Genomic DNA, 24,402 nt, shown 5'->3' on the forward strand with positions numbered 1-24,402 from the left:
TGCCAGTTAAATTTTTTGAAAATCAGCTTGCTAGCATCTCTTTTAGCCATTTTTGTGCCATAGAAATGTCGGAAACATCCGATACAGTAAGAATCAAACGATTCTTGTGCTCCTTTATTTTAAAGTAACGTGAATTCAATTGCGCAAATTGCATAATTTGTTGAAAAACAGGTGATGAGTAGAAATCATCTCTGGAAGCCGGCAACAAGTAGCACTTCATCTGCTTGTTTTTCAAGACCAACTTTTCTATGCCCAGTTTCTCTGCTTTCCATCTTAAGCGCACGGTTTCCATCAAGTCCACCACAGCTTCAGGAACAGGGCCAAATCTATCCTCCAGCATGGTCGCAAATTTGTTCAGCTCCTCCTCATTTTTGATTGAGTCCAACTTGGAATAAAGCCCTAATCTTTCAGAAATATTGCTGACATATTCTTCCGGAATCAACAGCTCCAAATCGGTTTCTATAGTACAATCCTGCACCAATACCTTGACCTTTTCTTTCAGATCGGTTTCGAAAAGGGCAGCAAATTCATTTTCTTTCAATTCCTGTACCGCCTCATCCAGGATTTTATGATACATCTCAAAGCCCAAATCTGTAATAAATCCGCTTTGTTCCGCGCCAAGTAAATTTCCAGCGCCGCGAATATCCAAATCCTTCATGGCAACCTTGAAACCATCTCCCAGATCAGAAAACTCTTCCAAAGTTTGAAGTCTTTTTCTGGATTCTGGAGTCAAACCAGACATAGGTGGAGTCAAGAGATAACAGAAAGCTTTTTTATTGCTTCGGCCCACTCTTCCCCGCATCTGATGCAGATCACTCAATCCAAACATATGGGCCCGATTGATGATGATGGTATTTGCATTGGCTATATCCAAACCGGACTCAATGATATTGGTTGAAACCAGCACATCGTATTCATGATTGATGAAATCCACCATGACTTGTTCCAGTTTTTTGCCATCCATTTGACCATGTGCCCCAACCACACGGGCTTCTGGAACTAGTTTCATGATCAAATTTGCAATGCTATCTATCTCACCCACTCTATTGTGCACAAAAAACACCTGTCCACCTCTTCTTAATTCATAGGCTACCGCATCACGGATAACTTCTTCCTGAAAGGTTTGTACTTCGGTAGTAACAGGCTGCCTGTTAGGCGGAGGTGTAGCAATAACTGAAAGATCCCTTGCTCCCATTAATGAAAAGTGTAAAGTTCGGGGAATCGGGGTTGCAGTAAGCGTCAGCACATCCACATTGACCCGTAAGTTTTTGAGCTGATCCTTTACCTTAACACCGAATTTTTGCTCCTCATCGATGATCAGAAGTCCCAGGTCTTTAAATTGGATATCCTTATTGACAATCTTATGGGTACCTACCAGGATGTCTATTTCCCCACTTTTTACTTTTTCTACAATTTCTTTGACTTGCTTGGTGGTGCGGAACCTATTAATAAAATCAACTTTGACAGGGAAATTTTCCAGACGCTCCTTGAAGGTTTGATAATGCTGCATAGCCAATATGGTGGTTGGAACTAGTACAGCTACCTGCTTTCGGTCATTTACAGCCTTGAAAGCTGCTCGAATAGCTACTTCAGTTTTCCCGAAGCCCACATCTCCACAAACCAATCTATCCATTGGATAGGATTTTTCCATATCTGACTTGACATCAGAGGTCGCCAATGCCTGATCTGGAGTGTCTTCATAAATAAACGAACTCTCCAATTCCACCTGCAAAACAGAATCTCTCGAAAAGGCAAAACCCGGAGCGCCACGTCTTTTAGCATAGAGCTCAATCAAATCCTTGGCAATGTCCTTGACCTGTTTTTTGGCTCGGGTCTTCTTATTTTCCCATTCCGGTGAACCCAACTTGGACATGGAAGGAGCTTGTCCTTCCTGTCCGGAATATTTGGAGATTTTATGAAGGGAGTGGATGTTGACATAAAGCAAGTCATCGTCCCTAAACACCAATCGAACGGCTTCCTGCATTTTGCCGCCTACTTCTACTTTTTCCAATCCGGCAAATCTTCCCACGCCATAATCCACGTGCACTATATAGTCACCAGGGTGTAGGGCCTTAAGTTCTTTAATTGTCAGGGCTTTGGATTTGCTCGCCTTTTTTCGGGACTTGTAACGGTGGAATCTTTCAAAAAGCTGATGATCAGTATAACAGACCAATTTGCTTTGCCTATCCTCAAACCCCTCTCTCAAACCCAAAAGCATGCTTTGCACATGGAGCGTAGGATCAAGCTCTTTGAAAATTCCGATTAAGCGGTCAATCTGCTTCTCATTTTCAGCAGTAATGATATTTGAGAAACCCTTTTTCTCATTTTCAGCCAAACTGGCCACCAGCAGGTCAAAGTTTTTATTGAAAGAGGGTTGGGGCTGAGAATCCCATGTAATGGATTCACTTCCTTTCAAATAAAACTGCCTTCCAAATTCAACTCTGCTAAACTGGGTGGATTGTTCTTTGAAATCCTTTCCGGTTTCAAATAAATCTTCTGGCTTTAAAAGGGTTTTGGTTTGATTGGTTTTGGCAAGAATGGAATCAAAGGCATGCTCTGCTTTATGAAAACACTCCGTCATCACATCTATGGTCAGTTGATAATCCTTGATCCATAGCTTGGTTTGTTCTGGTAAAAAGCCCAGGAATGACTGTCTGACTTCCTGTAATAGCTTGGTTTGGGTATTGGGGATGAGAGAAATTTGCTCCACCTCAGCGATGGATAGCTGAGATTCTGCGTCAAAGGTCCGGATACTTTCTATTTCCTTCCCAAATAATTCCAAACGGTAGGGATGCTCATTTGAGAAAGAAAAAACATCTAAAATTCCCCCTCTAATCGCGAATTGACCGGGCTCGTAAACGAAATCTGTGCGCTCAAAATCATAGCTCGCAAGCAATTCTGACACAAATTCCATATCCACTTGCTCTCCAACCTTGGCAGTGAAAGTGTTTTCTTGGAGGGACCTTTTATTGATCACCCTTTCGTAGAGGGCCTCGGGGTAGGAGATGATTATTTTTGAACCCTCTTTGGCATCCAGAACCTGGTTTAGAATTTCAGAGCGAAGCAATACATTGGCATTGTCCACTTCCTCGTACTGATAAGGCTTTTTGAAGCTGGAGGGAAAAATCATATGCTCTTCAGTAGCCAATAAGCTCTGAAGATCAGAATTAAGGTAAGCTGCTTCCTCCTTATCCTGAGCAATAATCAGATGAAAGCCACCGTTTTTTTGGAAAAAGGTGGCAAACAAGACCATATCAAGACTTCCCGAAAGACCTTTGATTTGGAAATCGGTCTTTCCTTCCTGAAGGATTTTTTCGGAAAAGGTCTGAAAAAAAGGGTCCGATTGATAGATGGATAGGAATGCCTGTCGGTCCAAGAGGTAAGCTGGTTTAAGTTTGGGAGCGCAATTTAGGGCTTTTCGCGTTTTTGAATCTTATCGAAGAGAGATTCGATAAAATTGTGAACCTAAGGCCTGATAAATTGTTTTGCCAACGTGAGCAATGTAAACGAACCGAAAACCTGGTTTCAAAAACTGGAGAGCCTTCACCCCTATGAAACTTTACTGTATTTGGGGATGATTGGGAGTGGGCTAATTTTCCTATTTATGGTGGCAGCTTTTTTATTCTCGGGCTTGGATCAGCTGGAAGGAATGAATCAGAGAATACCTATTTCATTCATGATTTCTACCTTTTTGCTGGTAATTAGTGGATACACGGCTACCCGGATGAGAATATTTTACCAAGAAGAAAGAACCGAAAAGGTCCTTCAGTCTTTGAGGAATACACTCTTTTTGGGTTTGGTTTTTACGGGTTTACAATTTACCGGATGGCTGGAGCTACAAGCCATGGGAATCAACTTCAAAGGAATTCCCAGCGGAAGTTTTCTTTACGTGCTTTCTGGTATTCATATTTTCCACCTTTTAGTAGCTATGATTTTTGCCGTGATACTTTGGGTTCAGCTTCAAAAGAATCAGGAGGATAGTATCAAGCATCTGATTTTGTTGACTAATCCTTATGAAAAAATGCGAATTCGACTTTTTACTGTCTATTGGCAGTTTATGGATGCAATTTGGCTTATCTTATTCATGCTATTTGTTCTGAGCTTTTAAAAAGAAAATCATGAAACTTACCATAGAGTCTCCTGTACAGCAGGATTATTTATCAGTCAAAGAAGGTTTCAATGAAGCCCTTTTTAAGCGACTGAGTCCTCCTTTTCCTCCGGTCAAACTCATAAGATTTGACGGTTCCAAAAAGGGAGATATGGTTTCTTTAGAGTTGAATTTTATCTTTTTTAAGCAAAAGTGGACCAGTGAAATTACCGAGGATCAAACCAATGAAGAGGAATTCTATTTCATTGACCGAGGAGTTGTATTGCCCTTTTTTCTCAAAAAATGGACTCACAAGCACCGAATCATCAAAAAGGGCGAAGGCAGTATTATCCGGGATGAAATAGAATATGAAGGGCCCAACAAGCTCCTTACATTCTTGCTATACCCTGCGATGTTGGGTCAGTTTTTTTACAGAAAACCCATTTATAAAAAGGTGTTTAGCAGAAGTTAAATCTTTGGGAGATTTTCACAGTTTTCAATCCTGCAGTCCCCATAAAGAACCAAGGAATGAGAAGTGATTGAGGAGCCAAACTCATTTCCGATTAATTCTTTAATCTCATTAATTTTTGGATCGGAGAACTCTCGGATTTTTCTGCACTGATTGCATACGTGATGATCGTGATGCTTGTAAGTTAAGGCCTGTTCGTATAGCGCAACTTTATCTTTGAACTGATGCTTCACTGCCAAGCCACTTTCTACCAGCAAGTCTAGGGTATTGTAAATTGTTGCACGGCTGATTGTATATCCTTTATTTCTCATACTTAGAAATAAGCCTTCCACGTCCATATGTTCGTCTTCTGGAAGAGAGTATAATTCATCTATCACTGAAAAACGCTCCGGAGTTTTCCTGCTCCTTTGTTTAATCAGGAAGTTTTCAAAGATTTTTTTCGCTTTCTCGATCAGTGCCTTGTCTGCCATTTCCAATATTTTGTAAAATTAAAGATGGAGTATTATCCAATTTTTGGCAACAATACAGGATTTGTGGGTGCTAATTTGGGATCAGTCTAATTAAGAATTATTTCCATTGATTGAACAAACATCCCGCATAAAATGGTTAGTAAAATAAGAGTAAGGTTGTTGAAAAAACCTTAACTTAAACCAATCACCCGATTGTGGCTCGAATGATAAAAAAGACCCTGCTGATCTTATTCTTTCTTGGCCTAAACCTAGTTAATGCCCAAGCTCAAGTGCCTGGTTTCTTTATGAAGGAGGACAAGAGAAGGGTCATTCTACCATTTTATGCTTCCAACTCTCTTATCATAGTTCCTGTGTCAATCAATGGTGCCTATCCGGTCAATTTTCTGATTGACACTGGGGTAAGGTCTAATATTTTATTCAGCAAAGATTTGGGGGATGCGATGGGTCTGGAATATACTCGCAGGCTCAACTTGATGGGGGCTGACGGTTCGGAAGAAATAATGGCATCGGTATCTCCTGTCAATCATATTGATTTAGGCCCGATAGAAGGTTTAGCTCAAAGCTTATTGGTTTTGGAAGAGGATTTTTTGGAATTGGAGTCGGTGGTAGGAATACCAATTTATGGTATCATTGGCTATGAGTTTTTCAAATTTAATCCTGTCAAGATCAATTATGATGATGAAAGAATAGAGTTTTTTAGGACCGATGCTATGAAATGGAGACCCCCTTTCTATAAAAAAATGCCATTGGAAATAGATCAAAACAAGCCCTATATCCGTGCTAAAATAAAGCAGAAAAACGGGAAAGTATTGGAATCAAAATTATTGATAGATACCGGAGCCAATCATGGGCTGCTTCTCAATCGGGAAACATCCGAGAAAATAAAATTGCCTGAAGATAACCTGGAAGCAGAATTGGGCCAAAGCTTGGGAGGCTTGCTTTATGGATACATAGGACGAGTGGATTGGTTGAAAATCCAAAGCTTGAAGCAAAAGGAGGTCTTGACTTCCTACCCGGATGAGACAGCCTTCAGCTATATCATCAAGGAATCCGGAAGAATGGGAAGTCTTGGATCAGAGGTTTTGGGTAGAACAAGGTTGATTTTGGACTATCCAAGGAAGCGTGCCATGATGAAAAAAGGAGATAACTTCTATGCACCTTATGAATACGATATGAGTGGCCTCAATGTTAAAAAGATTCCTACAGACGATAAGCGATTTTACATTGGTCAGGTTCGTGAAGGTTCTCCGGCAGATGTGGCCGGAATTGAGGCTTTTGATGAAATTTTGAGTATTAATAAAATTCCAACCTTGATTTGGGAGCTTTCGGATGTGATCAAATTGTTTCGCTCTGAGGAAGGGAAAGTCATAGAAATCGAAGTGAGAAGGTTTTTCGATGAAGAATTGACCCGATATGAAGACTTTACTTATAAAATCAGGCTGGAAAAGCAGATCTAGCCTATTACTCTCTCCTTTTGAAATTTGGCTATTTTTGGGAAAAACATCCTCTGGGAAACTTATTTTAAGGTAATTTCGTCAATAGTTCAGTTTTATAACCCTAATGCAAAAAATGAAAAAGCTATTAATTCCAATTTTGATTCTGGCAGTTGTTGGTATTTTTATTTATACCAAAGCTGTTGGCACTTACAATACTTTTGTTCAGGCCGAGGAGCAAGTCAGCGGTCAATGGGCTGAGGTGGAGACTCAATACCAGAGGAGAGCAGACTTGATCCCAAACTTGGTCAACACAGTAAAAGGTTATGCTGATTTTGAGCAGGAAACCCTAACTGGCGTCATCGAAGCAAGATCTAAGGCTACTTCTATCAATGTGGATGCTAACAATCTTTCTCCTGAAAATCTCCAGCAATTCCAGCAAGCCCAAGAGCAGCTTTCCGGTGCTTTAAGCAGACTTTTGGTTACAGTGGAGCGTTATCCTGACCTGAAGGCCAACCAAAACTTCTTGGATTTGCAGGCTCAGTTGGAAGGAACAGAAAATCGGATAGCTGTGGCTAGAAGAAACTTCAATCAGGAGGTAGTTACCTACAACACTACTTTAAGAACATTCCCGAATAACCTTTTTGCAGGTTGGTATGGATTTGAAACCAAAGGGAAGTTTGAAGCAGTAGCCGGAGCAGAAAATGCACCTACTGTAGAATTCTAAATTATGGCTGAAAAATTATTCACTTCGGCAGAGAAGAAGCAGATCGTGTCAGCAATCCAAACTGCCGAAGTTACCACTTCCGGAGAGATTCAGGTTCATATCGAAAATCACTGTAGGATAGATGTGTTGGACCGAGCGGCTGAGGTATTTGAAACCCTGAAAATGTATCAAACCAAAGATAGAAACGGAGTTTTATTTTACTTGGCTGTCAAAGATCATAAGTTTGCCATTTTGGGAGACGCAGGAATCAATGCAGTTGTGCCCAAAAATTTCTGGGAAGACATCAAAAACCACATGGCCGATTTGTTTAAAAAAGGTCAATTCACTCAAGGTCTGATTGATGGAATTCATCAAGCTGGCGAAGCTCTTGCCGAGCATTTCCCATACCAAGGGGATTCAGACGAAAACGAACTACCCGATGAGATTTCATTTGGATCTTAAATCCATAACGCTGTTTTTATTTCTTTTTTCTTTGGTAAGTCTTGTGGGATTTGCTCAGGATTTCCCTCCTGTTCCGAATCCTCCCAGACTGGTGAATGATTTTACCCAGACATTATCTCAGGACGAAGTGGCAAGGCTGGAGCGCAAACTTGTAGCCTATAACGATAGCACATCCACTCAGATAGCCATTGTCATGATTCGCTCTATTGGGCAGTATGATATATCTGATTACGCCTTTCAACTTGGTGATCAATGGGGAATTGGAGGGAAAGAGGACAATGGAGTTCTGATTTTGGCGGCGATGAACGACCGAAAAGTCTTTATCGCCACAGGATACGGAATGGAAGGAGTGGTTCCTGATGCTTTGGCAAACCGCATTGTCGATAATTTGATCGTCCCCAACTTTAAGATGGAGTCATATTATCAAGGCTTGGATCAGGCCACGGATATGATTATCAAGCTTGCTTCAGGTGAATATAAAGCCGAGGAGGTGATCTCAAATGGCAATCATGGTAGAGCCATATTTATCTTCTTGCTATTTATTTTCCTCTTTGTGATTTTGCCTCTGTTGAAAAACCGGAATGACAATGACAACCACATGGGGGGCAAAGGAGGAGGAGTTGATATCCTGACCACTATCATGCTAGCCAACTTGCTGAAAGGCGGAGGCGGAAAGTTCGGAGACTTCTCCAAAGGAGGAGGAAGCTTCGGAGGATTTGGTGGAGGAGGTGGCGGCTTCGGCGGTTTCGGAGGCGGAAGCTTCGGAGGCGGTGGAGCCGGTGGAAGCTGGTAAAGCCCTTCTTAGAAAAAAAATTTAATACAAAAAAAAGCGCCAGATGGCGCTTTTTTTATGATTCTTGCTCTCGGATTAAAGTACTCTTTCCAATTGAGAGAAGTAGAAGTTACCTTCAATTGCAGCGTTTTCATCAGAGTCAGATCCGTGAACTGCATTGGCTTCGATAGACTTAGCGAAGATTTTACGGATAGTACCTTCAGCCGCATTTGCTGGGTTGGTAGCACCGATCAAATTTCTGAAATCTTCTACTGCATTGTCTTTTTCCAAGATAGCAGCGATAATAGGTCCAGAAGACATATATGCGCAAAGATCCTTGTAGAAAGGTCTTTCTTTGTGAACCTCATAAAATTTACCTGCCAATTCAGGAGTCAATCGGGTAGCTTTCATTGCCACGATTTTAAAACCTGCTTCTTCGATCATCTTTAGGATTGCTCCAGAGTTACCAGCCTCGAATGCATCAGGCTTGATCATGGTGAATGTTCTGTTTCCTGCCATGTGTTTTGAGTTTACATTGGTTTAATTCGGCCGCAAAAATAGGGGAATAGAATTCAGAATCCGAGAAATTCCAAGGAATAATCCTCTATTTCGTTCATTTTCAATAAAATGACTAAGTTGGGAATTGTCAAAAAAATCCTGACCTTTGCGGACTACTAGTGCCTAAGTGCCGTTGAACCTATATAAATGGAAGCATTAGCCTCGTTTAAAAAAGAAATATCTTCACCCAAAAAAATATTCATCACCACTCACGTCAAACCGGATGCGGATGCGCTGGGTTCCTCCTTGGGATTAGCCAACTATCTGCTGAAGAAAGGACATGAGGTAACTGTGGTGACTCCGACAGATTATCCCTCTTTCCTGAATTGGATGGAAGGGAACGATTTAGTCTTGGACTTTAGTAGGGAAGATCATCAGAAGTCAGCAACCAAAGCTTTGAATGAAGCGGATGTCGTTTTCTGTCTGGATTTTTCTGTGCTCAACAGAGTCAATGAATTGGGTGAAATGATCCGTCAGTCGGATGCATTTATTGTCAATATTGATCACCATCAGGATCCGGAGGACTTCGCTGACTTCAAATATTGGAGTACTGAAGCTGCTGCGACCTGCGAGTTGGTTTATGAGCTGATCGTAGAATTAGGCGATAAGGAGCTGATTGACAAGGATATTGCAGCATCCCTTTATGCTGGCATCATGACGGATACGGGTGGTTTTCGCCATCCCAATACTACTAAAAATGTTCACTTGGTCGTTGCCGAATTGATTGATTTAGGGGCCAACCCTTCTCAGATTGCCAATTGGATTTATGATTCTAATTCCGTCAATCGTCTGAAGTTTATCGGTTTTGCGATTAGCCGAAGACTGGTAGTGAGAGAAGATATCCATACTGCTTACTTTGCGATCAGCAAAAAAGATCTTAAAAAATATCAAAGCCGGACCGGAGATACAGAAGGATTGGTCAATTATGCCTTATCTTTGGACGGAATCAAGTTAGCCGCATTGTTTTCAGAGAGAGAAGACGGAATAAAAATTTCATTCAGATCCTCAAGTGAAGTAGCGGTTAATAAATTTGCTGCGTCTTACTTCAACGGAGGTGGACATAAAAATGCAGCAGGAGGTAAATCCGAAAGAAACCTGAAGGAGACCATAGAGAAATTTGAAAATCTAGTGGAGGAACATCAGGATGAGCTTTTTGATCAAGAGCCTGTCTCCAGCAATTGATTTCAGCAACCTTAAAAATAGAATAACCACCTAATCTTTATGAAAAATAAATCTAGCCTTTTGGCAGTTTTGGTCCTTTTGACAGGATCACTTGTTCTTTCTTCTTGTAAAAAAACCAAAGTAACCGAGAAGGATGGAATCGAATATACCTATATCAAAGAAGGAAGTGAGAAGCCAGCAAACGGTGACTTCCTGATGTACCATTTGGAAATTATGAATTCCAAAGATTCTGTGATCTACACTACCAATGATCAACCTGTACCTGGCTACTTGATGGCAAATGATTCCATGCCTACCAATAATGGGATGGATGAAATTTTTATGTCTTTGAGAAAAGGAGATAGCATTCACTTTGAATCTACCGCTAAAACCATTTTCGGAGATAACTATCCTCCATTCTTGGAAGAAAATGAAACTGTGAAAATCAGATTGGGAGCTTTTGATATTATGTCAGAGCAGGCTTTGATGGATTTCTTTACAAAAGCGAATGAGGCAGAAGCTGCCAAAAGAGCTGAGCGGGCAAAAGTATTGATCGTGGAGGAAGGAAAAACAATTGAAGAGTACGCTAAAGAGAACGGTTTGGATGTGCAGAAGACTGAAAACGGTTTGTATTATGTGATTCAAGAAGAGGGAACCGGCGAAGCTATCACTCCAGGAACTACCATGTATGTGAACTATGCAGGTTACCTAATCGACGGAACTCTTTTCGATACTTCCTATGAGCAGCTTGCGAAAGACAACAACATGTATAACCCACAGCGTCCATATGAGCCACTTCCGGTAAATGTTGGAATGGGTCAGGTAATTCCAGGCTGGGATGAAGGTTTGATGTTGTTGAAAAATGGATCTAAGGCTAAATTCTTGATTCCTTCTCCTCTAGCTTATGGAGAAAACGGAGCGGGAGCATTGATAGGTCCAAACTCAATTTTGGTTTTCGACGTTGAAGTGACAGACGTTCAAAAATAAGTAACCTAGATTCCAAATCATTTCAAAAACTATGAAACTCAGATTAACTTCCTTATTGCTAATTCTTGCTAGTGGTTTTGCTATGATGGCTTGTATTGATCAAGACTCCACTTTTCAAGGTGTTTTAGAAAAAGACAAAAAGGCAATTGAGGAATATCTGGCAGCTAATCCGCTGACAGGTCCCAAGGATTTTGTAGATGAGTTGACTGGTTATAGAGTGATTTGGCAAGAACTTTCCAATAGTGGTAGAATGGTCGCTCCAGGCGATACCGTTAGAGTCAATTATACAGGAAAATTCTTGACTAATAAAGTGTTTGATACCACGATTGAAACAATAGCAAGAGCAAATAATATTTATACCGAAAACAGGCAATACGGACCCATCAGGTACGTACAGGGAAGAAGGCAACTTATTGAAGGCTTCGAGACGGCAGTAGCTATCATGGAAGTTGGAGATAAGGCTACTGTCTTAATGCCATCTGCCTTTGCTTATGGACCTGCGGGAAGAGATAATATTGCTCCGAATACTCCCCTGATTTTTGAAATTGAGTTTGTTGAATTAAAGAAAGGACCCCAGAACTAATGATAAAGCGTAATTCAATTCTTTTTTCTCTTCTCTTTGCCATGATGCTTATGTTTGGTTGTGAACCAACCAATCCATTTGCAACTGGCCCTATTTATGATTCGGAGGCCAATCTGGCAATTGATAGAGTGAAAATAGATGAATATCTGAAAACTGCTGAAATCGATAGTGTCAGAAGGATTCATGATCCAAGTGGCGTTATTATTATCGTTCAAGAAGAAGGGGTTGGTTCTAGGCCTACCGGAGGAACAGTAGTATATACAGACTATACGGGATCATTAATCAGTGACGGTTCGGTATTTGATACCACCAGTGAGCAGGTAGCTAGAGACAATGACATTTATGTTGAAACAGCGACTTATGAAATTCTTAGATTCACATTGGGTTCTGGTCAGGTTATACAAGGTTGGGATATTGGCTTTAGGAGGCTGAGACCGGGGTCTAAGGCAGTGTTAATAATTCCTTCACCTTATGCTTACCGAAACCAAAAGATCAATGAAAGAATACCCGAGAATTCCATCTTACGATTTGATATAGATTTCAGAGGAATAGATTAAATGAAAAGGGCTTCGGCCCTTTTATTTTTTGAGTTTAGGGAATAGAGCCGGAACATTTTTTTGATACGTCTCATAAGGTTTACCGAAGTTTTGTAGCAGTTTTTTCTCTTCAAAATAAATCCCAAAGGGAAGGTAAATGAGTAAGCAGATCAGGTGAATGAGGGAGCTCATGGAGCTTGCCACCAAAAAGTAACCCAGAAATATCAAAATTATGCCCAGATAAAGAGGATGCCTCACTCGAGCATACCATCCTGATTGGATGAGTTCTTTCGTGTTAGATTCTTCTTTAATGCCTATAAATTCTTTCCAAGACCATGCTTTGCTACTTTTTACCAGAATAATAGTCCCAAAAGTGGCGGCCATGTACCCAAAGTAGCTTGAAATATCCGAGCCTGGCAGAATTTTTTGAGTAGGAACTTGCATGGAAACATAGCCTATTCCAATTAAAAGCAGTAATGAGAATAAAGAATAAAAAAGGCGGTACCATTTATAGGCTGAACCTAATTTCTCCTTCAGAATTCTTTTTAACTTGGAGGCAGCGAAAACGCTGTGAGTTGTATAAAATATAGCCCAACTCAAAGCCAGTATCCAATAGTCCATTCTAAGTATTACCCGGTAGAAGAAGAATTTTTATGAAAATCGGAATAATCCGCGAAGGAAAAAATCCCCCTGACAAAAGAAGTCCTTTTACGCCAGAGCAAATCCAGGGTCTGAGTGAAAAATATTCAGACCAACTTTCCTTTTATGTAGAATCCAGCCCTGTTCGATGTTTTTCGGACGAGGAGTTTGAGCAAAAAGGAATCAGTGTAGTGGAGGATTTATCTGCCTGTGATGTGCTCTTTGGAGTCAAGGAGGTTCCTGTGGATAAATTAATCCCGGATAAAACCTATTTTTTCTTTTCTCATACAATCAAAAGACAAAGTTATAACCGTGGCTTGCTACAGGCAGTCTTGGAGAAAAATATCCGCTTGATTGATTATGAGGTTTTAAAAGATCAGCAAGGAAATAGGGTAGTTGCTTTTGGACGATGGGCAGGCGTGGTAGGAGCTTATAATGCTTTTTGGACCTATGGGAAAAAGACCGCTCTATTTGACCTAAAACGTGCCTATGAATGTTTTGACATGGCAGATATGAAAGCCGAATTGAAGAAAGTTCAGCTTCCACCTGTTAAAATCATTTTAACGGGAGCAGGTAGAGTCGGGAAAGGAGCAAAAGAGATCTTGGAAGCAATGGGAATCAAAGAGGTGAACAAAGAGGACTTTTTACATCAATATTTTGATGAGGCTGTGTTTGTTCAGTTACGATCCGAAGATTACAACAGGCGAAAAACGGATGGAGGATATGAAAGGGAAGAATTCTATTCCAATCCTGAGCGCTACGAAAGCCATTTTCTCAAATATGCTGAAGAAGGTGAAATTCTGATTGCAGCAGCTTATTGGGATCCCGAAGCACCAAGGCTTTTTAAACTAGAAGACATCAATTCTGATGATTTTGCAATTTCGGTGATAGCTGATGTCACTTGCGATATAGATGGCTCTGTGCCTACTACTCGGAGGGCTTCTACCATTCTTTCTCCTGTTTATGACATAGACAGGGAGACTGGTCAGGAGATTGACGCCTTTGGGAAGCAGAGAAGCATTTCTGTGATGGCCATTGATAATCTTCCCTGCGAAATTCCCAGGGAGGCCAGTCAGGATTTTGGCAATCAATTAATCAAGTGGGTCATTCCTGAATTATTGGACGAGCCTGCTCCTATTTTGGAAAAAGCCACCCTTGCCAGAGATGGAGATCTCACATTAGAGTTTATGCACTTAAGAGACTTTGTTTATCCCCATGAATAAATTAAATCGCTATTTAGAATCTACTCTTCTCAAGCCTACTATGACTGGTGAAGAGGTTGACCGTCTTATTCAGGATGCTATCGAGGAGCAATTTGTTGGCGTTTGTGTCCCTCCTTTTTGGGTAAAAAAGGTCAGTAGGGAACTGGAGAAGGAGGATATTCAAACTGTCACTGTTATTGGTTTTCCTTTCGGTTTTCAGGATACCGCCAGCAAAGTTGCTGAGACCCAAGAAGCAATCAAACAGGGAGCTGATGAGTTGGACTTGGTTTGGTCTCAAACAGCCTATCATTCAGGAATGAATTGGCCGAAGATTGAGATTGCCCAAATAGCTAAAATCTGCCATGAAGAGGAGCGTATTCTGAAAGTAATTATAGAAACAGCTTATCTCAATGCGGATCAAATACAGGAGGCTTGTCTTATTTGTCAGGATGCAGGAGCAGATTTTGTCAAAACATCAACAGGCTATGCATCCAGTGGTGCCAAAGTGGAGGATATTCAATTGATGCGCCAAACCCTTTCTTCCCAAACAGGAATTAAAGCCAGTGGAGGAATCAAAACGCTGGAGCTTGCAAGGGAATTGATAGCGGCTGGTGCAGACAGGATTGGAACTAGCTCAGCAAAAGCCCTGATGGATGCCTGGAAAGCCTCCCAAAGCTAGTTATTCAGTGCTGAAGTAAATCAGTAAGAATGGAATAATAAAAAAGGTCAAGAGGATATAAGCAAATCCCAGAAACCTGGATTTGACTGATTTTTTACCCATATACAAAGCCAATCTTACAGGGAGAATTCGGAATTGAGGGAAGGAAAGGATAATAATTGCCCCAAATGTATTGAATAAGAAATGCACAATGGCTAGGGCAATGGCCGCTTCACTTTTGTAAATTGCCGCCAAAGCAGCGGTGATGGTAGTTCCGATATTTGCCCCGACTACAAAAGGGAACACTTTTTTTAAAGAAACTTTTCGAGTGGCAACCAGAGGAACAATCAAGGAAGTTGTCACTGTACTGGACTGGACTGCGGCAGTAAAGAAAAGTCCATAAGTGAAAGCCAATCCAGTTTTTTTGAAGATCATATTGCTGATGTCCCGGAAGCTATCTACGACGAAGGCCTTATAAACTGAGGTCGCCAAAACTTTTATGGCTGCAAAAACCAGAAATACCGCCAGTATCGTGGTCAGGAAAGGAATATTAATCGTATCACTTACCCATTGCGTCAGGGGTCGAGTGAAGACTTTATTGTATATCAAAGGGCCAGTGAAGTTTTCGTCAGATCCGAAAAAATTAGCAAAATAAACAGCCAGGTTAGTCAAAAGTCCAAAATATAACTCTAGAGGTAATAGGACCAGTACCGTGAAAATATTGAAGATATCGTGGATAATACCTGCAGATAAGGCTCTTTTGAACTCTTTCTTTTTCATCACATAGGAAAAAGAAACCAACGTACTGGTAAGAGTAGTACCTATGTTAGCTCCCATGACCATAGGGACTGCTTGTTCCAGGCCTAAATTTCCGGCAGCTACTACCGCCACGATACTGGCAGTCACAGTGGAACTACTTTGAATCAAAGCGGTCATTAAAAGGCCTATGAATAGACTGACGAAAGGGTTGCGGGTTGCTAAAAATAAATCCTCTGCGACAGAATTATTGAGATGACTCATGGATACAGTCAGCAGATCAATCGCAAAAATGAACAGGAAAAGCGCCAAAAGCATGAGCACATAGCTTTTGGTTTTATTTGGTTTAGAAGATTCTAGGTCCCAGCTTTCCATTTGGAATGAAATAAGTCAGATTTCAGTATTTTGCAATCGAAATGAAATTTAGCTGGAAAGGTAATTCCGCCGAGGTTCCGAATTTTCATTCAATTTCTGAGCAAAAATTGGTATTTTTTTACGAAATACAAGTCATAAACTGCCTTAAAGAGAAGATATTGGAAGGAGTTAACAATTTCTTAATACGTAAGGCTGAATAACTTCTGTAATTTTGTCCCGTTGCTTACCCGCCTCCAACCATGGCCAAGAAAAATATAGACCAAAACATCAATCAGGAGAAATTATCCAAAACGGCATATTCTCTTTTTGACTTCACCAAAAAGGAAAAGCCTTTCCTGATTGTGATTTGTATTTTAGTTTCAGTTGCTGCAATTATCACGCCTTACACCTACGCAGCTATGTGGTTTGGATTTGCTTTGGCGGCTTATTCTGCCATAGCCAATGACAGTATACAGACCATCGGTACTTTCATCGCCTCCAATCAGAATAGGAAGTGGTATTGGCTGTGGTTATTTATGGGCTTGATATTCGTGGGTACTGTTACCTATAGCTGGTTGACATTGGACGGAGATGTGAGTTATCAGCGATTGACGACCAAGGGACTGGAAAAGGCCCCTGAAAGTTTTGTGTTTTTACAACTTGCGGCTCCGATTGTGCTTTTAATTATGACCAGGATGAGAATGCCTGTGTCTACGACTTTTCTTTTGTTGAATGTATTCACCTACAAAGCGGGTACAATCCTGGACGTAATGTTCAAAAGTTTTGTAGGATATATCCTTGCTTTTGCCATAGCCATGGTCGTATGGTTTGCGCTGGAAAGGTTTGTGAAAAATTACCTGAAAGGCCAAGCTAAACCTTACTGGATGGTCTTACAGTGGATCACTTCTGGTACATTATGGTCTGTATGGATCATGCAGGATGCAGCCAATATTGCGGTATTCTTACCTAGGCAGCTTGGCTTAACCGAGTTTTTGGTTTACACAGGTTTTGTTTTTGTAGGACTAGGATTCCTCTTCTATCTGAAAGGGGATAAAATCCAGGGGATTGTCAATGAAAAGTCCAATGTGACTGATGTCCGTGCAGCTACTATTGTTGATTTTGTTTACGCGATTATCCTTTTCTATTTCAAAATTTACAGCAGTGTACCAATGAGTACCACTTGGGTATTTATCGGGCTTTTGGGAGGTAGAGAGTTGGCTATCGCCATAGGAAAACATGGAAAGGCAAAGAAAAAAGATGCTTGGAGGTACAGAGCATTCAAGCTGGCAAGAAATGACGTATTCAAAGCTAGTATTGGTCTTTTAGTATCCTTGATATTAGCTGTCATCATCAATGAAGGAGTAAGAAATGAGATTCTGGATTACTTTAGGTAATGGAGCTCTTCTCTGACGAATACTATATGAATGAAGCCTTAAAGCAGGCACAAATTGCTTTTGAAGAAGGAGAAATCCCTGTTGGCGCTGTCATCGTATCCAAAAACAGAATTATAGCTAGAGCTTACAATCAAACTGAAAAGCTCAATGATGTCACCGCCCATGCGGAGATGATAGCCATTACCTCCGCAGCTAATTACTTGGGGGCAAAGTATCTTCCGGAGTGCAAGCTTTACGTGACCCTCGAACCCTGCACCATGTGTGGAGGGGCACTTTTTTGGTCCCAAATAGGGAAGGTTTTTTATGGAGCTGAGGATCCTAAGAGAGGTTTTCGGGAAACTAATGCTGGGATTTTACATCCAAAAACAGAGCTTCAAGGAGGCTTATTAGCTCAAGAATCAGAAAAATTGTTGCTTGATTTTTTCAAAAAGCTAAGAAATTAAAAGGAAATCATACTTTTCAGAACCTTTTCTTTCCTGACTTGGTTTTCAACACAGATTCTTTAAAGGATTTTAAATCAAAGTTTAACCAAAAAATTTTATAAAAAATGGCTTTTGAACTCCCATCATTACCTTATGCTTTTAATGCGCTCGAGCCACATATCGATGCTCGTACCATGGAAATTCACCATGGAAAACACCACAACGGTTATGTTACAAATCTGAACAATGCCGTGGCTGGTACTGATTTAGAAGGAAAATCTTTGGAAGAGCTAATGGCAGTAGCCGGCTCCAATGTTGCTGTAAGAAACAACGGCGGTGGTCACTTTAACCATAGCTTGTTCTGGTCAATTCTTTCCCCTAACGGAGGCGGTGAAGCAAGTGGAGAAGTAGGGAATGCAATCAATGCTAAGTTTGGAAATTTTGATTCTTTCAAGGAAGTATTCAACAAAGCGGCGGCTACAAGATTTGGCTCAGGTTGGGCTTGGTTAGTAGTGACAGCAGCCGGAAAATTAGAAGTTACTTCCTCCCCTAATCAGGATAACCCTTTGATGGATGTAGCAGAAATTAAAGGAACACCTATTTTAGGGCTAGATGTGTGGGAGCATGCATACTATCTTAACTATCAAAACAGAAGACCTGACTACGTTTCGGCGTTCTGGAATGTGATCAACTGGGAAGAAGTAAATAAGCGTTATTTAGCTGCTTTGAAATAAGCTGTTAGAAGAATAAACACAAGCCCTGAGGGAAATCTCAGGGCTTTTTTTGTCCGTTAGCTGACGAAATACTGTACGCTAGTGAACGCAGAAGATATTTTGATTTTCAATAAAATGCCCTTTAAAGCTATTTTAAGCTAGTTTTCTATCTATGGCATTTCATTTTCAATAGGAGGCAGGAATAACATTCAATCTTATTTGAAAATGAAAACTGCCAACTATTTATTTTTGACCCTATTTGTTTACCTATTAGGGCTTAGTAATCTCGCCGCAAAAGAGGTGAGCCGGATCTCCGGTAAAATTTTAGATCAAAAAGGTGCTCCTGTAGCCTATGCCAATGTAGCCTTGATAGCTGTGGAAGGCAATGGATTGATTGACGGAGCAGTTTCAGATGAAGACGGATCATTTATCATCGAGTCCGTTAAATCTGCGAAAGTTTCTCTAGTGGTCTCTTCCATAGGCTTCAATACCTACACTTCTGAACCTTTTGAATTGACTCCGGGACTTATAAAGGATATGGGAACTGTCAACATTCAGGATGAAATGACTGGCCTGGATGAGGTAACAGTTAAATCCACACGTCCTGAAATCATCATCGAACCTGATAAGACGGTGGTCAATGTAGAAGGCACTGTCATGGCCGAAGGATCCAATGCATTAGATGTCATAGGAAGATCCCCGGGAGTCTATGTAGATCAGGATGGAATCATCAATTTGAATGGTCGTTCTGGTGTGGTAGTCATGATCAATGATAGACAAACGTATATGTCTGCCACGGATTTAGCTAACTTCCTTAGATCTATGCCTGCAGATAATATCAAAAGCCTTGAGGTAATTAATAACCCTTCTGCAAGATTTGATGCGGAAGGTGCTGCGGGAGTGATCAACATCAAACTGAAGCGTAATACTGTTGATGGAGTTTTTGGAAATGTGCAGTTAGGCGGGCAATACAATGGACTTTGGGCTCCTATAGGAGGAGTGGCTTTGAATGTGAAAAAAGGGAAATGGACAACCAATGCCAATTTCAATCATAATCAATATGCCATTTTCAATGATTTGGACATCAATAGAAACTTTACGCTGCCTGAAGGAATATCTAATTTCAATCAAACTTCCAGAATTACCCAGCGTGATAAAAACTGGTTCTTCAACGGTGCCGCAAACTACGAGATCAATGAAAATCAAAACTTGGGATTGAATATTCAGGCATCCACTTCCAATGATGTCAATACCTCTACCTCCCTGACCAATATTACTAATCCAGGTACGGATATCATTGACTATTTGGACAGTAGAAATGATGCGAATGGACATAGCGATAGAATCTTTGCCAATCTCCACTATGATGCGAAGTTGGATACCTTGGGTACTAAAATCAGCTCTGATATAGACTTTACCAGAATGAATGCCAACAGTGAGTCCTTATTAGGAAACACTTATTGGTCTGGAGAAGATCAAGGATCAGGTATGAGAAATCAAATTCTGACTTTGAATGAAATGTATTACAATATTTTCACGGCAAAAGTGGATTTTGTAAAGCCTTTGAAAAATGGAAACACCTTTGAAACAGGCTTGAAAGGTTCTTGGGTAAATTCAGATAATGATTTGGACTTGCAAAGAGCAAACGAAGATGGTCCATTCCAGCCTGACCCAAGTAGCAACCGTTTTATCTACAATGAAAACGTGTTGGCAGCTTATGCTTCTTACAAAGGGAAGTTTTCCGAAAAAGTCAGCTATCAGGCTGGATTGAGAGGGGAATATTCTGATATCAGAGGAAACTCAGTTACCCTAGGTCAAATTAATGAGCAAAACTACTTCAATTTATTCCCTAGTGTATTTGTACAGCATAAAGTAAGCGACAACTATCAGATCATTTACAATGCAAACAGAAGGATTACCCGTCCGAATTACCGATTGTTGAATCCCTTTATTTATTACATAGACCCTTTGACTTCAGAGCAGGGAAATCCAGGTTTGAAGCCTCAGTATTCCAACAATTTTGAAATGAACCACGTGGTAAAAGGAGCGTACCAATTTACCTTGGGGTATAGCGAGACGGAGGATGCATTTATGCAGGTATTTATGCAAGATCAGGAAAGTCGAACTACCACTACTTTCACTGACAACTTTGACAAGACGCGAAACGCAAACTTCAGAGCTATCGTTCCGGTTCAAATCAAGGAATGGTGGAGCACATCCAATATGCTTCAGGTAAATTATAACCGCTTCAAATCTCAGATAGGAGATGACTTCTTGGATCAGGATCAGACTTCCTTTATGATGAGAACTCAGCACAATATGACCTTGCCAGCCGGATTCAAATTGGAATTGATCGGTATGTATATTGGACCTCAAATCTGGGGACAGGGTACCATAGACGGATTTGGCTGGGTTGAGGCAGGAGTGACCAAGTCTTTGATGAAGGATAAACTGACGCTGGCTGTGAATGGAACTGACTTGTTTAGGACTCAGGTGATCCGCGCGAATGTGAATTTTGCAGATATTGATACCAGCTTCAGACAATACAGAAGTAATCAGGGGGTCAGATTTACCCTGAGATGGAGATTTGCTCAAGGAGAAAGTTTCCGGGTGAATTCCAGTACAGGTAGTACAGAAGAGCGTAACCGTTTGAATTAATGTCAATCCCTTCCCGTATTGGGGAGGGATTTTTATTGATATTTATTATGAAAAGCCCGTAAGGAAAAATCTCGCACAACTTGTCCCGAACTTGATTCGGGAGGGGGATGCCCCGATAAATCGGGGTAGGGCATTCCATCTGACAACTGAAAAACAAATTATAAACACGTGAAAAGAACATTCTTATTTGCCTTAGCTGCAGGCTTGACTTTATTCTACCCTGGATTAACAAAGGCCCAGGATTTTTCTAAAGCTGATCAGGTTTTTGATTCTTTGGATTTCCATGACAAATACATGGGAACTGTCATGATTGCGAAAAATGGGGAAAAGGTTTACAGTCGATCCATAGGATTTGCTGATTTCGAAAAAGGACAAAAGCTAAATGAAAACACCAAGTTCAGGATTGGCTCAATATCCAAAATGTTCACTTCTGTTTTGATCATGAAGGCAGTAGAGGAAGGTAAGCTTCAATTGGATCAAAAGCTTTCGGATTTCTATTCCCAGATTCCCAATGCAGATAAAATTACTGTGGACATGCTTCTGAATCATAGAAGTGGCATTCATAATTTTACTGATGATGAAAACTATTTGAGCTACAGTACCGAGCCAAAATCTGAAGAGGAAATGATTGCTATTATCCAAAAAGGAGGAAGTGATTTTGAACCCAATTCCAAAGCATCATATAGCAACTCAAACTATATCTTGTTGACCTTTATTTTGGAAAAAACATATGAAAGTAGCTATGGCGAATTGTTGGCAAAAAAGGTAAGTCAACCTCTAGGTTTAGAGAATACGGAGGTATTTGAATCCGTTGATGTCAGTCAAAATGAAGCGAAATCCTATGCTTATAACGGAACTTGGAAAGTTGAAAATGAGACTCATCCGAGCATTCCTTTGGGAGCAGGCGCTATTTCCTCCACTGTGAGTGACTTGATCGTTTTCATCCAAGGGCTATTTGATGGAAAATTGATTTCAGAAAGTAGCTTGGCTAAAATGATGGAAATCAAAGAAGGGTATGGTAGAGGAATGTTTACCTTCCCGTATTACGATAGAAAAGCTTATGGCCATACTGGCGGAATAGACGGTTTCCGCTCCTTGTTGGGTTATTTTCCGGACGATCAGGTAGCAATTGTGACCCTTTCCAATGGATTAAACTGGAATGCAAATGAGGTTACCCTTACCTTACTGAATGCGAACTATGGAAATGAGGTAAAAATTCCATCTTTTCAGACTTACGCTCTTAATCCTTCTGACTTGGACTTATATGTAGGTGTATACGTGACTACTCAAATTCCTATCAATTTTACTTTTGTCAAAGATGGCGACACCCTAGTCGCAAAGCCAAGCGGTCAGCCTGATACCAGATTGGAACCCATCGGCAAGCATCAATTCGAATTTTCAGCTGTAGGAGCGGTATTTATCTTTGATCCCGAAAAGGGGGAACTTACCTTCAAACAAGGAGGAGGAACCTTTAGCTATAAAAAGAAATAACATCAAAGGCCGGAGTAATCCGGCTTTTTTTCATATTTGGGTGTGCGTGCTTTTGATTTTCATACACATCAGAAAAAGGAGGCGAATTGCATTCAAAATGTAATCCTCGGTCAAAGGATTCCTGAAACAGGATATTTTTCTTTGGGTTTCCATCCCTGGTATTTAAAACAGAATTGGCAGGAAGCTTTTCAGTCAATTCTTGAATTGGAATCCGAACCTCGCTTATTGGCAATTGGTGAAGCGGGCTTTGATAGAATTCAGGGACCCGAAATCATCATACAAAAAGAAGCTTTTGAAGCCCAGGCCAATTTAGCCTATGAATGGGGTATTCCTTTAATTTTACATTGCGTGAAAGGGCATGATTTATTGGTAGAATTTTTAAAAAACAATTCAAAATCTCCACAGATCATTTGGCATGGATGGAATTTGAAGCCAAGATTGGCCCAACAGCTCGAAGATTTTCCTGTTTCCTTTTCTTTTGGAAAAGCGATTTTAGAAGAAGACTCCAACGCACAAAATTGGCTTAAAGCCTGTCCCAAACACAAAATTTTTCTGGAAACGGACGATTCAGAGCTTGAGATAAATTCCATATATGAGTCCGCTTCTTTAATTTTGGGCCTTTCTGTGGAGGACTCGATGGACTTGACGGAAGAAAACTGGAATCGAATAGCAAGAAAAAATTTAAAATGAGTGATTTTGCCTGGCTGAGCCGGACCGAATTAATTACTGGAAGAGAAGGTCTGGAAAAATTGGCCCAAAAGCATGTTTTGGTGGTAGGATTAGGAGGAGTGGGCTCTTTTGCAGCTGAGTTTATCTGTCGTTCAGGAGTGGGAGAGATGACCATTATCGATGGTGATAGCGTGGATATTTCCAATTGCAACAGACAATTGCCCGCGACCCAAAAGAACGTAGGGCAATCCAAAGCCGAATGGATGGAAGAAAGACTTTTGTCTATCAACCCCAATCTAAAAATTCATACAATGAAAAAATTCTTGGATCCAGGTGCCATGAACGAATTGCTACAAGCCAATGAATTTGATTATGTGGTGGATTGTATTGACAGTCTTTCTCCCAAATTGCATTTGATAGAGGGTTCATTTAGAAGAGGATTTCCCTTAGTCAGCTCTATGGGTGCAGGCGGAAAAGTGGATCCTACTCAAATCAGAGTAGTCGATATTGCGGACACTTATGAATGCAAGCTGGCAAGAATGGTGAGAAAGAGGCTCAAGAGTAAAAAAATCTATACCGGATTCAAAGCAGTGTTTTCTTCAGAAACTGTCAGAAAAGAAAGTTTGATGATGACAGATGGATCTAATTTTAAAAAATCTGCCTACGGTACCATGTCATTCTTGCCAGCAGCATTTGGTTGCTCTTGTGCGGCAACGGTGGTCAATGATTTATTGGCTACTTAATTAAAGTGATATAAGAAAATCAACACGCCGGTGAATGCCGGTTTTTTCTGATCTTTAATTTCCAGTTTTACTTCCACTTCTGCTTTGACAGTTCCGCGGAGATTGGCTACGTTTTTCAAGTTGGCAATCAAACGTACTTCGCTGTCTACAGTCACAGCTTGTGCAAATCTCAGGGACTCGATGCCGTAATTGATCATCATTTTGAGATTTTCCACCTTGACAATTTGCTCCCATAGATAAGGAACTATGCTCAGCGTCAGATAGCCATGGGCAATGGTATTTCCAAAAGCCCCCTCTACTTTTGCTCTTTCTGGATCAGTGTGAATCCACTGATGGTCATGGGTTGCGTCCGCAAAAAGATTGATTTGTTTTTGAGTGATTTTGAAATAGTCCGAAGTTCCGATTTCCTTTCCGTTGTACTGTTCGAAATCTTCAAAGCTTCTAATAATTACAGGGTTCATACTGGTGGTTTCTATTTT

Annotated in this window: 25 protein-coding genes; 19 read left to right on the top strand and 6 right to left on the bottom strand. The window is 40.7% G+C overall.

All coding sequences use genetic code 11. The features are described from left to right. Positions 1–22: 22 nt before the first annotated feature. The gene (gene mfd / locus FL972_RS03505) at positions 23–3,376 is read right to left on the bottom strand and encodes a transcription-repair coupling factor (RefSeq protein ID WP_144603649.1); all 3,354 of its coding nucleotides are present in this window, start codon (positions 3,374–3,376) and stop codon (positions 23–25) included. Positions 3,377–3,493: 117 nt separating this feature from the next. On the opposite strand from mfd, the gene FL972_RS03510 reads away from it, so the two are divergent. Then, the gene (locus FL972_RS03510) at positions 3,494–4,108 is read left to right on the top strand and encodes a cytochrome c oxidase subunit 3 (RefSeq protein WP_250161274.1); all 615 of its coding nucleotides are present in this window, start codon (positions 3,494–3,496) and stop codon (positions 4,106–4,108) included. A gap of 10 nt (positions 4,109–4,118) precedes the next feature. Further along, positions 4,119–4,559 carry an SRPBCC family protein gene (locus FL972_RS03515; RefSeq protein ID WP_144603652.1) on the top strand — a complete coding sequence of 147 codons (441 nt, stop codon included), beginning with the start codon at positions 4,119–4,121 and terminating at the stop codon, positions 4,557–4,559. Here FL972_RS03515 and FL972_RS03520 read toward each other — a convergent pair. After that, positions 4,556–5,026 carry a Fur family transcriptional regulator gene (locus tag FL972_RS03520; protein WP_144603655.1) on the bottom strand — a complete coding sequence of 157 codons (471 nt, stop codon included), beginning with the start codon at positions 5,024–5,026 and terminating at the stop codon, positions 4,556–4,558. The genes FL972_RS03515 and FL972_RS03520 overlap by 4 nt on opposite strands. A 203-nt stretch (positions 5,027–5,229) precedes the next feature. On the opposite strand from FL972_RS03520, the gene FL972_RS03525 reads away from it, so the two are divergent. From FL972_RS03525 to FL972_RS03540, 4 genes are all read left to right on the top strand, one after another. Continuing rightward, the gene (locus FL972_RS03525) at positions 5,230–6,483 is read left to right on the top strand and encodes an aspartyl protease family protein (protein ID WP_144603730.1); all 1,254 of its coding nucleotides are present in this window, start codon (positions 5,230–5,232) and stop codon (positions 6,481–6,483) included. Between the two features lie 112 nt (positions 6,484–6,595). After that, positions 6,596–7,186, top strand: a complete 591-nt coding sequence (locus FL972_RS03530; protein ID WP_144603657.1) for a LemA family protein — start codon at positions 6,596–6,598, stop codon at positions 7,184–7,186. 3 nt (positions 7,187–7,189) lie between these two features. Continuing rightward, complete coding sequence (locus FL972_RS03535) at positions 7,190–7,627, top strand: TPM domain-containing protein (RefSeq protein WP_144603659.1); 438 nt, start codon at positions 7,190–7,192, stop codon at positions 7,625–7,627. Continuing rightward, positions 7,605–8,420, top strand: a complete 816-nt coding sequence (locus tag FL972_RS03540) for a TPM domain-containing protein (protein ID WP_144603662.1) — start codon at positions 7,605–7,607, stop codon at positions 8,418–8,420. Before FL972_RS03535 ends, FL972_RS03540 begins: the two co-directional genes overlap by 23 nt. A gap of 75 nt (positions 8,421–8,495) precedes the next feature. On the opposite strand, the gene FL972_RS03545 is transcribed toward FL972_RS03540, so the two are convergent. Next, complete coding sequence (locus FL972_RS03545; RefSeq protein ID WP_091651899.1) at positions 8,496–8,918, bottom strand: nucleoside-diphosphate kinase; 423 nt, start codon at positions 8,916–8,918, stop codon at positions 8,496–8,498. Between the two features lie 186 nt (positions 8,919–9,104). Between FL972_RS03545 and FL972_RS03550 the strand changes: the two genes are divergently transcribed. Genes FL972_RS03550 through FL972_RS03565 form a run of 4 tightly spaced genes read left to right on the top strand, consistent with a single transcriptional unit; the run spans position 9,105 to position 12,245 of the window. Then, complete coding sequence (locus tag FL972_RS03550) at positions 9,105–10,139, top strand: DHH family phosphoesterase (protein WP_144603665.1); 1,035 nt, start codon at positions 9,105–9,107, stop codon at positions 10,137–10,139. Positions 10,140–10,178: 39 nt separating this feature from the next. After that, positions 10,179–11,105: an FKBP-type peptidyl-prolyl cis-trans isomerase gene (locus FL972_RS03555; RefSeq protein ID WP_144603668.1), complete on the top strand. Its 927-nt coding sequence runs from the start codon at positions 10,179–10,181 to the stop codon at positions 11,103–11,105. A 31-nt stretch (positions 11,106–11,136) separates the two neighbouring features. Continuing rightward, entirely contained in the window at positions 11,137–11,688 is a 552-nt protein-coding gene (locus tag FL972_RS03560; protein ID WP_144603671.1) for an FKBP-type peptidyl-prolyl cis-trans isomerase, read from the top strand. Continuing rightward, a complete protein-coding gene (locus FL972_RS03565; protein WP_144603673.1) occupies positions 11,688–12,245 on the top strand; it encodes an FKBP-type peptidyl-prolyl cis-trans isomerase in 558 nt (185 codons plus the stop codon). Before FL972_RS03560 ends, FL972_RS03565 begins: the two co-directional genes overlap by 1 nt. Before the next feature lie 21 nt (positions 12,246–12,266). On the opposite strand, the gene FL972_RS03570 is transcribed toward FL972_RS03565, so the two are convergent. Then, positions 12,267–12,845 carry a methyltransferase family protein gene (locus FL972_RS03570; protein WP_144603676.1) on the bottom strand — a complete coding sequence of 193 codons (579 nt, stop codon included), beginning with the start codon at positions 12,843–12,845 and terminating at the stop codon, positions 12,267–12,269. Between the two features lie 32 nt (positions 12,846–12,877). Here FL972_RS03570 and FL972_RS03575 point away from each other — a divergent pair, with 32 nt between their 5' ends. Further along, positions 12,878–14,086, top strand: coding sequence for an NAD(P)-dependent oxidoreductase (locus tag FL972_RS03575; protein WP_144603678.1), 1,209 nt, complete (start codon positions 12,878–12,880; stop codon positions 14,084–14,086). After that, positions 14,079–14,744, top strand: a complete 666-nt coding sequence (deoC, locus tag FL972_RS03580; RefSeq protein WP_144603680.1) for a deoxyribose-phosphate aldolase — start codon at positions 14,079–14,081, stop codon at positions 14,742–14,744. Before FL972_RS03575 ends, deoC begins: the two co-directional genes overlap by 8 nt. Here the strand turns inward: deoC and FL972_RS03585 are convergent, their stop codons facing one another. After that, positions 14,745–15,854, bottom strand: a complete 1,110-nt coding sequence (locus tag FL972_RS03585) for a Na/Pi symporter (RefSeq protein WP_144603682.1) — start codon at positions 15,852–15,854, stop codon at positions 14,745–14,747. 239 nt (positions 15,855–16,093) lie between these two features. Here FL972_RS03585 and FL972_RS03590 point away from each other — a divergent pair, with 239 nt between their 5' ends. The 7 genes from FL972_RS03590 to FL972_RS03620 all read left to right on the top strand — a co-directional run bounded on the left by FL972_RS03590 (position 16,094) and on the right by FL972_RS03620 (position 23,923). Further along, entirely contained in the window at positions 16,094–17,227 is a 1,134-nt protein-coding gene (locus FL972_RS03590; RefSeq protein ID WP_144603684.1) for a hypothetical protein, read from the top strand. Then, positions 17,227–17,670 carry a nucleoside deaminase gene (locus FL972_RS03595; protein WP_144603686.1) on the top strand — a complete coding sequence of 148 codons (444 nt, stop codon included), beginning with the start codon at positions 17,227–17,229 and terminating at the stop codon, positions 17,668–17,670. The genes FL972_RS03590 and FL972_RS03595 overlap by 1 nt, the downstream gene beginning before the upstream one ends. A 104-nt stretch (positions 17,671–17,774) precedes the next feature. After that, positions 17,775–18,383 (top strand): superoxide dismutase, encoded by a 609-nt coding sequence (locus FL972_RS03600; RefSeq protein WP_144603689.1) that lies wholly within the window; start codon positions 17,775–17,777, stop codon positions 18,381–18,383. Between the two features lie 204 nt (positions 18,384–18,587). After that, a complete protein-coding gene (locus FL972_RS03605) occupies positions 18,588–21,020 on the top strand; it encodes an outer membrane beta-barrel protein (protein WP_144603691.1) in 2,433 nt (810 codons plus the stop codon). Positions 21,021–21,188: 168 nt separating this feature from the next. Next, positions 21,189–22,511, top strand: coding sequence for a serine hydrolase domain-containing protein (locus FL972_RS03610; RefSeq protein WP_250161275.1), 1,323 nt, complete (start codon positions 21,189–21,191; stop codon positions 22,509–22,511). A gap of 42 nt (positions 22,512–22,553) precedes the next feature. Continuing rightward, complete coding sequence (locus tag FL972_RS03615) at positions 22,554–23,201, top strand: TatD family hydrolase (protein ID WP_250161276.1); 648 nt, start codon at positions 22,554–22,556, stop codon at positions 23,199–23,201. Further along, entirely contained in the window at positions 23,198–23,923 is a 726-nt protein-coding gene (locus FL972_RS03620) for a tRNA threonylcarbamoyladenosine dehydratase (RefSeq protein ID WP_144603696.1), read from the top strand. Before FL972_RS03615 ends, FL972_RS03620 begins: the two co-directional genes overlap by 4 nt. On the opposite strand, the gene FL972_RS03625 is transcribed toward FL972_RS03620, so the two are convergent. Next, positions 23,920–24,384 carry a MaoC family dehydratase gene (locus tag FL972_RS03625; protein WP_144603698.1) on the bottom strand — a complete coding sequence of 155 codons (465 nt, stop codon included), beginning with the start codon at positions 24,382–24,384 and terminating at the stop codon, positions 23,920–23,922. The two genes, FL972_RS03620 and FL972_RS03625, sit on opposite strands and share 4 nt — an antisense overlap. Between the last annotated feature and the right edge of the window lie 18 nt (positions 24,385–24,402).

Origin of the sequence: Algoriphagus algorifonticola, assembly GCF_007655305.1 — a bacterium.
Taxonomy (GTDB): domain Bacteria; phylum Bacteroidota; class Bacteroidia; order Cytophagales; family Cyclobacteriaceae; genus Algoriphagus; species Algoriphagus algorifonticola.